The following is a 14,251-nucleotide window of genomic DNA, read 5'->3' as shown; positions in this document are numbered from 1 at the left end:
TTTGACTAGTTTATCCTACTGCTTCTATTTTATTTGGCGGGAGGGTTTTTTGGAGTGTATCTTTTTCTTCTTTCGTTAACGGAAGCATTGGTAAACGGACATCTCCCACTTGGATTCCCCTCATATTTAAGGCAGCTTTTACAGGAGATGGGCTCGGTGCCGCAAATAATGCATTCATAACAGGCAGCAGGGTTCGGTGAGCTGCGGCAGCTTCTTTAACCTGACCATTCAGGAAGCTCGTCACCATATGCTGCATTTCATTTCCGATAATGTGAGAAGCGACGGAAACAACCCCGGCTCCACCAACGGACATCACTGGTAAGGTCATCCCATCATCACCACTATAAACTGTAAAATCATCGGCTGTTTCAGTAATGATTTCTGACACAGCATCTAAGTCACCGCTTGATTCTTTGACCGATACAATATTTTGAACCTTGCTAAGGCGTATGATCGTCTCAGGTGCCATGTTCACTACACTTCTTCCTGGGATGTTATAAAGCATAATCGGCAGCGATGTGGAATGAGCAATGGTGGTGAAATGTTGAAATAAACCTTCTTGAGATGGTTTGTTGTAATATGGAGTCACGAGCATAATCCCATCGACACCGGTTAGTTCAGCCTGTTTTGTTAAGCTGATAGAAGCGTTCGTGTTGTTAGAGCCAGTTCCAGCGATTACAGGGACCCTTCCATCAGCAGCCTGTACAACGAATTTGAATAGGTCTAATTTCTCTTCTGCTGTTAATGTCGGTGACTCCCCAGTCGTGCCACCTACTACTAATCCGTCCGTTCCATTTGCTATTAAATGGTTGATCAAAGTTCTCGTTGCGTTAAAATCAATTTCACCATTTTGATCAAATGGGGTAACCATTGCAGTTAAAACTTGCCCAAAATTCATCTTGTCACACCCTTTTTGTAAATTTGAGATATGGAGGTGTCTGGGCCTACACAGAAGTAAACGCAAAAAAGCAACAACGAGAGGGCTCGTTGTTGCCGTAGAAACATATTTTTAGAAAAATCGTTCCTGCGCGTAAGATAGCCCTCCATATAGTTTCCTATATGACAGTCCCGTATTTATTCAATAGCAGAACCAGCTTCAAGACAATGAGATTCCCTCCGCTTCGGCAAAGCCCCCTTTTCACAATGGTCACAGGGTCTCATTCCCCTTATATTGTGTACTGATGGTCTTTGCACCTCTATCCTTACTTCAAAATATATTGAAATAAGAAAATTATTTAATTGAGTGTACTATAACAAAAATAACCTTTCCCTACAAGAGGTTAAGAAAACTTTTTTAACAAAAATTAGCCTAACCATGACATTGAATGTTGGCTGAATTTCATAACATAGTTCATGCCAAAGGGACAAACTCAAGAAGTGCTTCAAGATGTCGGGATGAAGTAAAGGTTATGATGGGGTCAATAATCATGGTCCTGATTTCCTGCTTAACGCTGCTCGCTTATGGTTAAATAGTGCAAAGGATTTAAATTCTAAGAAGTCAATTTACGGGGGTTATCATTCACCGTATAATTAATACTTATATGGGTAATTTTCCAAAAAATGTTTTGGTGACAATACTTTATAACCAAGAGAGGCGAATAAAGTGGTAGAAAATGAGTACCTAATCAGATCTTTAACGAGCGATATTTGGTCGCTTCATAATAGAATGCAATCCAATATGGAAGATATCAGCAGGTTGGAACAGGCTAAATTTAACATTTTAAATGAACAGGATGAACTAGCGATCCAAAAAAGGCTTGTATTTGAACCAGAATTATCTCCGGGAACATGGACTGGCAAGCATTCCACAGAGTTCTTGAACATTCGAAGTGATATTGAGCAGGCTTATACAAACATAATAAACGGAAGAGTAGAATCTCTTCTGGAAAGGATAACGAGTGAAATTTCACGCTTGCAGAATGTGAATGCAAGCCTTTCTCATTCGCTGGAGTCGAAACAAAGTCAGATAGATTCCATGAATAACAATTAACGGTGGTGATATAAGGTGCCCGAAATAAAAGTTAAACCTAATGAAGTTGAACCCGTTTTAAAGCGTCTAAAGGAAAGAACTAATGATTTAAATACGACTAATCCCGAACCCCAGTTTCCTACATCTATCCTTAACTTCATCGAAAGAATACACGCCATCGAAGATAAATATTATCAAACGTTAGACACTTATAAAACAACTCTGATAAAAGTAGAAGATGATATCTCTTCTAGTATTGAAACCTTGGTTCAGACTGAACAAAGACTGGCTCAGCAGATGAAAGAAAAATAATAGATTTGTTGATGCGTAACTAGATCGAAGTGAGGGAGAGCGACCGGATGAAAGTATTGAACGTATCTGAAGTGATTCAGGGGCTGGAACAAGTCATTCAAAAAAAGGAACAGGAAAAGGAACAAGTTCTTACGCTAAGAGATGAAATGAATAAGATCATTGATTTAGGCGATGCCCTTAAAGGAGAGGGTGGAGAAGCCATAAAAGAACATTTCATTACCCTGCACTTTCCGGCCATTATCCTTTTTAATCAATTCCTGCACCAATATACGGACGTGCTTAGGAAGATCCAAAGCTCCATTAGGGAATATGAAAGTCATGATGGGCTGATAAGAGAAGACTTTATTGAACAAGATGTTGAACATGGGTTGAATAAGTTAGAGAACATGACTCATGACATTGTTCATGATATACGTAATCATTATGAAGCGGTGGGGGATTTAATTGACCCTATAAGTCTATCTACTCCCAGGTTAGATCAAGCCATCTATCGCGCAAAACGGCAAAATGAGGAGACCGTCACTGAATTGAGAAATCTTGATGAAGCAAGTTCATCAAAGTTAGGATCTCCTGAGCAATCCATTGAACAGATTAATCAATTTATTTCAAATATAAAATCCTGGACGACAAACGGCGTATTTCTTACTGAAGCACAAATTAATCAAGTGGAGAATTACTTCGGAGAATCGAATACGATCCAGGATATGATTGATAATGCTATGAAATTATCTGTTGAGCAGGGAGATTCCACCCTTAAAGGTGATGTGGCTCAATGGCTTTCTGATTTAGGCAGAACAAACGGTGCCTATAATGTAGCAAAAGGAATTGTGGCAGCCAGTGTGTTAAGTAGTGGAATGTTGAAATTGACCAAAGATGGGAAGGGCAATTTTATCGTGACCGCTTCTTCAGCGTGGAAGCAAGATATCAATAAAAAATACGGATCCAACTTGGCTAGCAATCTTCACAAACTATTAAAGACAGGAAACAAGTCTGCCAACCCAGTACTTAAAAAATATTTAGGAAAATATAATAACGCTCCAAGCGGGGTACTCAGAGAAATGGTTAATTTAGAGGGTGGAACAACTCGGATTAGTTTTGGCAAAGTTGCGAACAAATACACGAATGTGTTAGTTCTTGAGGAAGATATGCTTAAAAAGTACAAATGGGATGTTGATATGAAAGCAACGGCAAAACAATTCTCGGATGCTAAGAGTATTTCTAAGTTTACCAAGCGTATCCCCTATGTGGGAATAGGGTTCTCTGTTATGACTAATTCCGGGGAATTTTACAGTGATACCAATAAACATAAATCAGGGTTGGAAAAAACAGGCCGGTTTGCTGCAGGTCTCGGATTAGATGTTGGGGTCGCCGGTTTAACGACTGGAGGAGCTGTCATTGGAACTATGATTTGTCCAGGTGTAGGCACAATTATTGGTGGGGCAGTTGGAGCTGGAGTTGGTATTGTTGGGTCCTGGATAGTTGAGGATACTGTGAAGGAATGGGGCGAGGATGCTGGAAAATGGTTGGATGAGCAAGTAGAGGGAGCTATAGAATGGGGAGAGGAGACAGGGGAAAAGTTAGGAGAGGAAATAGATGACCTTATATCAGGTTCTGGAAAGTTCATCTCAAACTTTTTCAATTAACCGTTATAGACAGAAATGGGGAGGTACAAATGAGCAATTCATCTCTAGATAAACAAGGTGAGATCATTCAAGAACCAAAAAAGTTCTCTCTCAAAAGTGGCTTCAAAATTTTTTTAAAGGCTAACCTTCTAGTGGTTTTTATTTTGCTGTTGTTCATACTAAATTACGGGGTGTGGAGAGGTACGGGTGGCTCTGCCATAAGTATGTTTATCTTTACCCTTGAAGTATTCCTTATCTTGATAGGCGTATTAGCTTGTGTAAAGCCAACGACAAAGAAAAGGAAATTCAGTATGCCACAGAAAAATGAGTGGCTCGGTTTAGGTATAGCAACCATTTTATTTTCATTAATGTCGCTAATATTCACAGGCATTCATATTCCTTATCCAAGTACACTCGTTCTTTTAACTATCTTCACAAACGCCATGGTGGCTTTATATTCAATTATTTTTCACAAACCAGCAATAGCTTTGTATGAATCGAATGTATATGGAGAAGCAGAAAGTGTTATGGATTACACATTTAAGTTTATAGCTGTTCTTTTCTCGGGAATCAATTATCATATTCAAATTATCTTAATTAGATTACCGTTAATTGTAAATAAATTAATAGCAATAGTATTTATCTTTTTCTTATTGTGGCAAAGTGCAGTACTTATTAATGTTTTTGAGCAATAGGTGGTAATCGGAAGTAGCAAGATGGATAGCTGTCAACAATAGAAAAGACGATGAAACGAGGAGCAAATTTTCTAGTTGGCGGCATTTTTGACTAAATAATATAAAAAGCCAAGGCTCAACAACGTATCACTTCTGTTGAGCCTTGGCTTGTATTATCTCCAGGCGCTTATCCGCTCAGATTTAGGAACAAAGGCTGCCGACATGGCTTTCATTCTCGCTGTTAGCAATTTGTTACGTCCCACCGGAGTTCTGGTATAAATAAGTTCTGCTTTTCCTACACGTTTTTCCCACTCCTTTGTGAAAAATTCCGCATTTTCTTTCCTGCGTCCAATTTCTTGTGGTATAGCATGGTAATCATAGCGTGGTATGAAGAATAAGCTTGATTTTCTAAACAAAATATACCTTGGGTTTTCAATAGGGTCGACAAGTTCTTCCATCGCTTTGAGGAAGACCGTTTTTTCATGAGTGGATCCTTTCTCCATCCAGCATGTAACAAATCCAAGATGATCTTTTTCAGCATGAATGTGGTTGTGTTCAAGATTTGTTTGGATTAGGTCCATACGATGCAATGTGTTGTAGACAACCTCCCCAACTTGAACCATACTGGATTCAATAGAGGAATGGCGCAAGTAAGTTTTGATTGTTTTTAATAATGGCAATGCAGAAAGGATCGCAATGATCCCCATTCCAATAAGGAAGCCAATATTGATATCATCCTCATCATAGGCTCTGCTTGATTCCAATGCACCAAAAAAGAGTTGCACACCATTAATAATGGCAAAGATAAACATAGCCTTAAGTGTGTTTCTGAAAATAAAAGGACGAGGAACTGCCCGTTTATCCGAAATGATCTCTTCCGTTATTTCTCCATCCTGTTCTACAGCCTTTTTCCAACGATCGAAAAGTTCTTTGCGAGCACTTGCTCTTTCAAACATTTTCTTGTTTGCGGTATGGATTTTATCCTGAGAATAAGGAGGCGGCTGTAAATTCATTCGTTCGATGCCGGTTTCAATAGTTTCTCGTTGCACCGCGATTCCTATTAACGAACGGAATCTTCTGGTAAGCGAGTTAAAATCGTGGCCCCCATCTCGTTGGTCTGGATCAAAACAAACAAGGTGCCATATATTGGCTGTTTTCATAGGGTTACCGGTTTCTGTCCGTATTGCTCGACCGCGCATTTGATTGGAAAGCATGAATGTTCCTACATAGGATGCTAGAATCAATGAGTTAATACTCGGGGCATCCCATCCTTCCCCAAGCAATGCAGTTGTCCCTACCAACACTTGCATACCGCCTAATGTAAACACCTCTGTCATAACACTGACCATCTTTTGGCGAGAAGCTGCTTTCATCTCTACACGTATATATGTTTCGTCATAAGCCAGTGGACTGGATTGAAATTCTAAATGTTGTACGTCCGCACATGTTTGCAAAAGCGGAAGCGCTGAACTTGGAATAATCACAATCGATCCGGTTAATACACCTATTTTTACTTGGTTTCCTAATTCTCTGCGGACCTTTTCGAAGATCGGAATTACCCCTAGACGAACAAGTGGTTTTTCTTCGCCTATATTATTTGGCATGTCTTTCATTCTGATATAATCGGCAAGGATAACCAGACGTAAATCTTTGCCTAATTCATTTTCCTCAAATGAAACAATCTCGCTGATGCTTGATAGTTTTGAAACACTATTTACTAATGTTCGATTTATCATATCGGTAGATTGCAGCATTACTTTTCTTCTTTCGATAGCACCTATCTGTGAAAGGTGTTTATGAATGTCTTTGATAATCGCTTCTCTAGGGGCAAAGTGATCATCTTTAAACAGCACACCTGTAAGCATATCTTCAAGCCATTCCAAATCAAAATCAGGAATAACCTTTTCGTTGGCCTCAATAGTTTTTATAGCTTTCTTCCATGTCGTACTGCCTGATTTCTTCAAGTAAATGATAAGGCTCGAGAAATAGGAAGGTGATGATAGAATGTCTTCTATATGATCTTTGGAAGAAGCGATCCAAGGATGCTGTTCAATCAATGATTTAAATGCTTCGTTATGTATGATGTCTTTTTGAAACGCCCTTACCTTCTCTTTAAAGGCATAAATCGGCTCAGATTCCTCATGAGAGGGGGCTGAAGCATAGACATAATCTTGATGAGGGCATAATTCTGCTTCCCTCACAAGTTCAGGGACACTAATTTCGGCATCTATGGGTCCACATAAATCAACATACTTCTTCCACTCGGACATGTTGACGTCGTATGGCGGGGTAGCTGTTAAAGCAACGATTGCAGGGTCTCCAAGGCTGTTTCGAAAGTCGATCGTACTCTGCCACCAGGCTGTTCTTAAGTGATGGGCTTCGTCTAATATGAATGTCTTAAATCCAATCTTATGTAAGTGGTCCATAGCCAGGTCCACATCACTTTGACTTTCAGCTTTTTCATCCTCCCCTGGGTTTGCAGGTTCATCCAGTTCTGCGTCTGCCTCATTATTCTCTTTTTCTCCTCGATAAAGACTATGTAAGGATTGATAGGTTGTTATCGTTAAAAATGCCGGCTGACGGATATTAGTGGAAATCCAATCAGGTTTTGTTTTGGTTTGTAAGAATAACTCTTGAAATCTTTCAGCCCATTGATTCCGAATGGCAATAGTCGGTGCAACAATGAATGTAGGTTGATTTAATCGAAGCATGACTTCTAAACCTAACACAGTTTTACCGGAACCCGGCGGAGCTACCAGATGAAAATGCTTATCTTTCAAGTGTTTGTCTAACTGGTCGAAGGCTTTTGCTTGATAGGAACGCCAGTCATAGCAAAAAGATATCCCATCCGGAAATGCATCCATTTTTCCCCTCCTCTTGACAGTTTTTATGGTGAAGATTTTTGTAAAAGGTATATCTAGTATAACAATATTTGTACAAGGTAACGTGAATAGAAAGTGGAAAAATTGAGGAAATTTCATGTATAGTAGGGAGTGTATAGTTGAGGAGGGGTTACAATGATCGACAGGGGGAAAATCAAGCTTACCGTGAATGAGCTAGTGTCAGCATTAGTTCTGTGCGGTTACGAACAAGTTGCTAGTCAGATTCTCAATGATCATAAGTTAATTCAAAACGAAGCAGAGTTTGACCGTTTTGTCTATCAGGCCGAGATCTCTTTAAGGGGGAAGGGGTACTGGGATGATGACAAGGAGACAAATATAGCTAGTGGATTAGAAGACTTGCTGCATCTGCTAATCCAATCCACTAAAAAGCTTCGGTGTGTAAACATGGAAAATGAACGTGTTTTGCTTATTCATGATGTTAACCAGGAGCATTCACTTATACAGGAAATACATAATCATGAACATACGTTTTGGGTCCATCAAAACGCTGACGGATTCGAATCCATTTTTATTAGTCATTATGGTTTGGAAAAAGTTGATTATGATAGAGCAGATTTACAAACCATCCAATTGTCAGACACCATGCTTGATGAGTTACATACTACAGAAGCTGATGTATTGGGGAGAATGATTCGAGACGAAAAGGTAGATTCCTCATTGCGAAGCTTTTTACAGGAGTTCTTACGTAACGGCCAGGAGTTAGATAATATTGCTTTTATGGTGTCAAACTATGTAGAGGATCAGTCCAAGTTTGACCAAATTGTTTTCTTATTACCGGGTCAAGGACTAATCTGGCATGTGGATTATGAAAATGTAAACAACCACGAGATTTTCATCCATCCTGTTGAAATAGGGGAGTACTTTCATAAGATAGAGCATACCTTGCTGGAGTTTTTTCATAATTCTATTAAGGCTGAGTAAAGACAAGCCACAACCTACGCAAAGGTTGTGGCTTGCATTCTGCTTTAAGTTCGCTTATGCTTCCACATCAGATAGCGGTAGCGGATCGTACAGCCGATGCAAAAGCCCATTAAGGCAACGCCGGCAGCAGTCAATACCATAAGGCTGAATACAAGAGCAAGAACGGTCCAGCCTATATAATGGAACAGGAGCGACAGTCCTAAGCAAATGGTGGCAATCCATTGATTAAAAAGCTGTTGGTCTTTATCTTCCGCAGTGTATTGGTGTAAAGGTTTCTTTAGAAACCTTTTACCTAAGCTGATGACAGGGTTTTGTTTGGTTAATAATGTGTAAACACCGATAACAAATGGGATGATCAATATAGAAGGATGGACGAGAAAAGCAAGCAGGACAGAAGTAACAATAAAGCTCTGATTCAACTGTACAAGCGGTTTTGGTAGGCTCATAGAACTCCCCTTTCTCATTAAATGTATTATACAAGGTTATTATTTAGTAATAAAACCAAAGGCTCATCTTTTAAGTAAAGATCCTCTCCTGGTAAAAATGGGGTTAGTTATTAAGCGAAAAAGGGGATAGAACTATATAAGTGGTTCGAGGGGGTTTTTTCTATGAGAACAATTGTTACCTACACTAAGGAAGTCCTGGATGAATTTCAGAAGGACAATATTCCGATTTTAGGTGCGGCTCAGGCCTACTATTATTTGCTTGCGATCGTGCCTATGCTCATCTTGCTATTATCCATTCTGCCTTACTTAAATATCGATCCTGAAACTATTATAGGTTTTATAAAAAAGGTAGTTCCAGGAGGCACCGCAGAAGCTTTTCGTGACAATATTGTCAACCTTGTCGAGAAGCCTAAAGGAGGGCTGTTGACCATTGGTATTATTGGTACATTATGGACAGCCTCAAGCGGTGTAAACGCATTTATTCAATCATCAAACATTGCTTACAATGTGGAAGAGACGAGATCCTTTATTAAGGTGAGATTCCTGTCCATCTTACTAACGTTGGGTATGATTATTGCTATTGTTGTAGCTTTAACATTGCCTATCTTCGGGGATGTCATCATTGGTTTCTTAACCTCTTCCCTTGGATTGCCTGGTCAAACAGTCATCTTATTTCAAATACTTCGTTGGGCGATTGCTATTCTTGTAATGAGTGCTGTGTTGGTGGCGTTATACCACATTGCACCTAATAAATCGTTGCCATTTAAAGAGATCTTGCCCGGAGCTATCATTACGGCAGTTCTCTGGCAGCTTATTTCCCTTGCCTTTTCCTTTTATGTAAGTAACTTTGGCAATTATTCTGCAACGTATGGCAGTCTTGGCGGGGTTATTATTTTAATGCTATGGTTCTTTATTACGGGGATTATTCTAATGATTGGTGCGGAGATCAACGTGATCCATCATCGTAGAAAACAGCGAATGTGAATGAAGTATTAAAAAGGGGAAGCTTAGTAGACTTTCCCTTTTATCAACCACTTTTTGAAGAAATGAAGGACTTGACTATGAAATTAGTGATACAAGTTAGTTTAATTATTATAGGTACTTTATCCCTGGCTTTAGGTATAATAGGGATCGTCCTGCCTTTAATCCCTACAACACCATTTTTATTACTTTCAGCTGCATGTTTTGTCCGAAGTTCGAATAGACTTTACCAATGGCTTATCCATAATAAGTGGTTCGGAAGCTACATTCAAAATTTTCGTGCTGGCAAAGGAATTCCCCTAAAAGCGAAGGTGATCGGGGTTGCTACATTGTGGATTTCCATTATCTATTCTGCTTTTTTTATCGTACCGTTAGTGTTCGTACGAATTATTATGATGCTGGTAGCAGCTTATTTCACATGGTTTATTCTCTCTCAAAAAACATTGAGAAGATGATGGCTCTGGGGGATGTTACGTACGTGTTACTGCCGTCCATATAGAGTCGTTCCAAGGGCTAGTGTAAGAGATAAGGAAAAAGTCACTTTTTTCAATAATTTTCAACAATTATTGAAAGCGGATTCATTTCGTGGTAGTATTTTTCCAAGAATACCTCCGTGAACATCTACATTTCGTAGCGGCTGCCCGTTCCATACCGGACAGGTACTCCGTACGGAAGATGCCGGATTGACCTGGAGAGTGAATTAAGTGTATACCAATGGAACTTGTTATGTAGTCGGGGAGTCGAAATCCCCAGGAAATAACCCGATTACGAAAAAGTTTGACGGCTTTTTCATAGGGTTCGTTATCGATCCAAAAACTGATTTAATTGTGGATGTTGAGTGCACAGCCATGATGGGGATCACCGTTAAGTTTGTTCAAAGTCTTTTTGTAGGACGGAGTATATTGGATTATGACGGGGCTGCAAAAGAAGTACATGGACGATATTTTGGTTCATCTCAGAAAGCGTTGATTGTAGCATTTAAACAAGCCTATTACAAGTATAAAGAGGCACTAAATAAGTGAAGAGCTGCTTTATCTTACTTTTCGTAGATAAAACCCAGCTGACAAGAACACCATTCTTGCAGCTGGGTTTTTTATATTATTTTAAAAATAGGGGGAATGAAAATGATTGAGGGAGGATTTTTGTACCTTGGTATTGTTATTGGTCTGGCAGGTCTGGTTGCCTACTTTGAGTCAAGTTCCAAAAGCAAGTTTTTTAAGTATGTGCCGGGCATTGTACTGATTTATTTTGGCGGAGCAATCTTGAAAACGAGCGGGATTATTGGGTCAACAGAGCCGATTGATGCAACGTATGGATCTGTACGAGATGCACTGTTGCCGATGCTAATTCTATTAATGCTGTTGAATTGTGATTTGCGAAAGTTAGTGAAACTGGGGCCTAAGATGTTAGTAGGCTATGTGGCAGCTTCATTTAGTATCATTCTCGGTTTCGTGCTTACCTTTTTAATGTTTCAAGGGTTGTACGCTCCAGAAACGTGGCAGGCCTTTGGGGCATTGGCAGGGAGCTGGACGGGCGGATCTGCCAATATGGTAATTATTCAGGGAATCTTAGATGTTCCTGAGAATATTTTCGGCTACGCTTTGATTATGGATACAGTCAACTATTCAACGTGGGTGATGGTGATGTTCTGGCTGGTTCCGTTTGCTACGGTGTTCAATAAATGGGCAAAGGCCGACACCTCTCACCTTGATGAAATTACGGCTGATTTGAAGGAAGAATACGAGGAAAAACAACAGAAGTCCATCTCCTTTGTTCACTTAATGGGGTTGATCTCCATTTCCATTTTTGTCTCAGCCATTGCTGCTAGACTGGGTGAGCTGCTCCCTGAATTCGGAACGGTGGTCAATGCGACTACTTGGACGATCTTTATTGTTTCGATTGTTGGGGTGCTGCTGGCAATGACCAGAATTTCAAAAGTTCCTGGTTCAATGGATGTGGCTAATGTATTGCTGTATATCGTCATTGCTTTGATTGCCTCGAGGGCAGATTTTTCTCAACTGTTTCAAGCACCAATCTATATCATATCTGGTTTCGTTATTCTAGCCATTCATGGATTGATTCTCATGCTAGTAGCTAAATTATTTAAAATGGACCTCTTTACATTAGGGGTGTCGAGTCTTGCAAATATTGGCGGAATGGCCTCAGCACCGCTTCTCGCAGGGGCCTATCACCGTTCCCTTATTCCAATCGGGGTGTTAATGGCACTTGCTGGTTCTTTTCTTGGAACATATTACGGCTTACTAGTCGCTAAAATTCTATCATTCTTGTAATAAAGAGGAGACATCGTAGTGAAAATTCGAAATATAAAGTGCCAGAAGCGTACGGTAAAACTAAAAAAGCCGTTTAAAACAGCTCTTAGAATCGTAACTGAGATCGACGTTATTGATGTGTACGTGGATCTAGAAAATGACATAACCGGCCTCGGCTCAGCTTCTTCTACCTGGCAAATTACCGGGGAATCATTAGAAGGAATCATCACAGCAATTAATGGCCCAATAAAGCAAGCAGTAGTAAATCAAGATATTCTTTTTCTAAACAGAGTGGTGATGGATTTAGAAAAAAGCTGTGCGGGCAACACCAGTGCTAAGGCCGCAGTTGATATCGCTTTACATGATGCCTATTGCCAACTGTTTAAGATGCCGCTTTATGCGTTGCTTGGAGGTTATACAAACAAGCTTGAAACAGATATGACGGTAAGCATTGATGACCCCGGTGTAATGTACCAATCTGCTAAGGAAAAAGTGGCGGAAGGATTTAACGTATTAAAAATCAAAGTGGGCAATGATGAGAGACTGGATCTTCTCCGTATCGAAAAGGTGCGAGAAGCGGTGGGCAGTGATGTCCTGCTGCGCCTGGACGCTAATCAAGGCTGGATTAGCAAGCAAGCTGTCCATATTATTCAATTTTTGGAACAGGAGAAATGGGGGATTGAACTGGTTGAGCAGCCTGTCCCTGCCGATGACCTGGAAGGGTTGAAATTTGTCAGAGATCATGTGTCAACTCCGATTATGGCAGACGAAAGTGTCTTCACCCCAAGGGATGCATCACGGCTGCTACAGCTTGGGGCAGTTGATCTAATAAATATTAAGCTGATGAAGTGTGGTGGTGTACGTCGGGCCTGGCAGATCGCTGATTTGTGTGAAGCTGCTGGAATTCAATGCATGATCGGAAGCATGATGGAGTCGGTAGTTTCGGTTACAGCTGCAAGCCATCTGGCAGCCGCTCACCCCAATATTACGTACTATGATTTAGATGCTCCATTATGGATGACGGATGAAAACATGAAAGGGGGTATGCAATTCGAAGGAAATTCGATTCGCTTGTCAGATGCCCCGGGGATTGGTTTTAATTAAAAAATTTGGAGGTGCTTCATTTTGATTAAGAAATGGTCTATGTTTGTACTGGCTGTCATTCTCGTATCCTGTTTGTCTGCCCCTGTGTCGTTACAGGCTGAGGAAGACTTAGAAGATAAAACCGCTTATGTTGATGTCTCCGTAGCAACACTATGGTCTGAGCCTGACATCACACGTCCAGTTGATGAACCGTCTGTAGGAAATCCAGTAGATATGTGGAAGTGGACAGAAAGCATGACGCTTGACCAAAAGCTGTGGCTGGTGGGCAATTTGCAGACACAGGCTTTGTATGGGCAGGAGGTTACGATCTTGGAGGAGCGTGGAGATTGGGTGAAAGTTGCAGTTCATGGGCAGCCGACGCCGAAAAATGAATTAGGCTATCCCGCCTGGATGCCAAAAGTTCAACTGGCAGATGAGAATTATTTTGCTGCATTAAAAGAAAGTAAATCATTCGCCCTTGTGACAGATACGACTGCATGGCTTTATGATGATAAACAGCATCAAGGGAAGTTTAAAGAAATCAGCTTTAACACGAAACTTCCGGTCGTTGCTCAAGTAGGGGATATGGCTCTTGTCGCTACACCGAGTGATGGCATGAAATGGATTTCCTCAGAGGCCATTTCTGTTTATGATTCACGGCAAGATATTCCTGATCCAACTGGGCAGGATCTTGTAGAAACAGGAAAACAATTTTTAGGCTTGCCGTACCTATGGGCAGGTGCATCTGGCTTTGGATTTGATTGTTCTGGATTTACTCATACGCTTTATAAAGCTAACGGCATAACGATTCCGCGCGATTCCTCTGTACAAGCGACACACGGAACGCCCGTTGCTAAAGAAGATTTGCAAAAAGGCGACCTGTTGTTCTTTGCCTATAACGAAGGTGAGGGCTCCGTTCACCATGTCGGTATGTATATCGGTGATGGACAAATGATTCATTCTCCGAACTCCAGCAGTACAGTCGAGATTATTGATGTTTTTGAATCAGACTACTACTCTTCTGAATTCTCCGGGGCAAGAAGATATATTGATTAACTTATAGAATCGAA

Annotated in this window: 14 protein-coding genes and 1 riboswitch; of the genes, 11 read left to right on the top strand and 3 right to left on the bottom strand. The window is 40.5% G+C overall.

The annotated features are described in order from the left end of the window. Positions 1 to 10 precede the first annotated feature (10 nt). Positions 11 to 898, bottom strand: coding sequence for a 4-hydroxy-tetrahydrodipicolinate synthase (gene dapA / locus P9989_RS21150; RefSeq protein WP_283076804.1), 888 nt, complete (start codon positions 896 to 898; stop codon positions 11 to 13). A 130-nt stretch (positions 899 to 1,028) separates the two neighbouring features. Beyond that, positions 1,029 to 1,207: riboswitch (Lysine riboswitch) on the bottom strand. A 396-nt stretch (positions 1,208 to 1,603) separates the two neighbouring features. On the opposite strand from dapA, the gene P9989_RS21145 reads away from it, so the two are divergent. The 4 genes from P9989_RS21145 to P9989_RS21130 are packed head-to-tail and all read left to right on the top strand — an operon-like array spanning position 1,604 to position 4,598. Next, positions 1,604 to 1,990, top strand: a complete 387-nt coding sequence (locus tag P9989_RS21145) for a YwqH-like family protein (RefSeq protein ID WP_283076803.1) — start codon at positions 1,604 to 1,606, stop codon at positions 1,988 to 1,990. Between the two features lie 15 nt (positions 1,991 to 2,005). Next, on the top strand, positions 2,006 to 2,281 hold the full coding sequence (locus tag P9989_RS21140; protein WP_283076802.1) for a YwqI/YxiC family protein: 276 nt from the start codon (positions 2,006 to 2,008) through the stop codon (positions 2,279 to 2,281). A 47-nt stretch (positions 2,282 to 2,328) separates the two neighbouring features. After that, the gene (locus tag P9989_RS21135; RefSeq protein WP_283076801.1) at positions 2,329 to 3,924 is read left to right on the top strand and encodes an LXG domain-containing protein; all 1,596 of its coding nucleotides are present in this window, start codon (positions 2,329 to 2,331) and stop codon (positions 3,922 to 3,924) included. A gap of 29 nt (positions 3,925 to 3,953) precedes the next feature. After that, the gene (locus P9989_RS21130) at positions 3,954 to 4,598 is read left to right on the top strand and encodes a hypothetical protein (RefSeq protein ID WP_283076800.1); all 645 of its coding nucleotides are present in this window, start codon (positions 3,954 to 3,956) and stop codon (positions 4,596 to 4,598) included. Positions 4,599 to 4,750: 152 nt separating this feature from the next. Here P9989_RS21130 and P9989_RS21125 read toward each other — a convergent pair whose 3' ends face one another. Beyond that, positions 4,751 to 7,441 carry a DEAD/DEAH box helicase family protein gene (locus P9989_RS21125; protein WP_283076799.1) on the bottom strand — a complete coding sequence of 897 codons (2,691 nt, stop codon included), beginning with the start codon at positions 7,439 to 7,441 and terminating at the stop codon, positions 4,751 to 4,753. 153 nt (positions 7,442 to 7,594) lie between these two features. Here P9989_RS21125 and P9989_RS21120 point away from each other — a divergent pair, with 153 nt between their 5' ends. Further along, positions 7,595 to 8,401 carry a hypothetical protein gene (locus P9989_RS21120; RefSeq protein ID WP_283076798.1) on the top strand — a complete coding sequence of 269 codons (807 nt, stop codon included), beginning with the start codon at positions 7,595 to 7,597 and terminating at the stop codon, positions 8,399 to 8,401. 44 nt (positions 8,402 to 8,445) lie between these two features. Here the strand turns inward: P9989_RS21120 and P9989_RS21115 are convergent, their stop codons facing one another. Continuing rightward, a complete protein-coding gene (locus P9989_RS21115; protein WP_283076797.1) occupies positions 8,446 to 8,847 on the bottom strand; it encodes a DUF4395 domain-containing protein in 402 nt (133 codons plus the stop codon). Between the two features lie 162 nt (positions 8,848 to 9,009). On the opposite strand from P9989_RS21115, the gene P9989_RS21110 reads away from it, so the two are divergent. From P9989_RS21110 to P9989_RS21085, 6 genes are all read left to right on the top strand, one after another. Next, positions 9,010 to 9,831: a YihY/virulence factor BrkB family protein gene (locus tag P9989_RS21110; protein ID WP_283076796.1), complete on the top strand. Its 822-nt coding sequence runs from the start codon at positions 9,010 to 9,012 to the stop codon at positions 9,829 to 9,831. A 77-nt stretch (positions 9,832 to 9,908) separates the two neighbouring features. Next, complete coding sequence (locus tag P9989_RS21105; RefSeq protein ID WP_283076795.1) at positions 9,909 to 10,283, top strand: YbaN family protein; 375 nt, start codon at positions 9,909 to 9,911, stop codon at positions 10,281 to 10,283. Between the two features lie 249 nt (positions 10,284 to 10,532). Beyond that, complete coding sequence (locus P9989_RS21100) at positions 10,533 to 10,850, top strand: DUF3870 domain-containing protein (RefSeq protein WP_283076794.1); 318 nt, start codon at positions 10,533 to 10,535, stop codon at positions 10,848 to 10,850. A 102-nt stretch (positions 10,851 to 10,952) separates the two neighbouring features. Next, a complete protein-coding gene (locus tag P9989_RS21095) occupies positions 10,953 to 12,119 on the top strand; it encodes a DUF819 family protein (RefSeq protein WP_283076793.1) in 1,167 nt (388 codons plus the stop codon). Between the two features lie 18 nt (positions 12,120 to 12,137). Continuing rightward, positions 12,138 to 13,202, top strand: coding sequence for a dipeptide epimerase (locus P9989_RS21090; protein WP_283076792.1), 1,065 nt, complete (start codon positions 12,138 to 12,140; stop codon positions 13,200 to 13,202). A 24-nt stretch (positions 13,203 to 13,226) separates the two neighbouring features. Further along, positions 13,227 to 14,237 (top strand): C40 family peptidase, encoded by a 1,011-nt coding sequence (locus P9989_RS21085; RefSeq protein WP_283079014.1) that lies wholly within the window; start codon positions 13,227 to 13,229, stop codon positions 14,235 to 14,237. The last annotated feature ends 14 nt before the right edge of the window (positions 14,238 to 14,251 follow it).

It is taken from the genome of Halobacillus naozhouensis (genome assembly GCF_029714185.1).
Taxonomy (GTDB): domain Bacteria; phylum Bacillota; class Bacilli; order Bacillales; family Halobacillaceae; genus Halobacillus_A; species Halobacillus_A naozhouensis.
The sequence above is the reverse complement of the archived record's forward strand: the minus strand, read 5'-3'. Positions and strand labels throughout refer to the sequence as shown.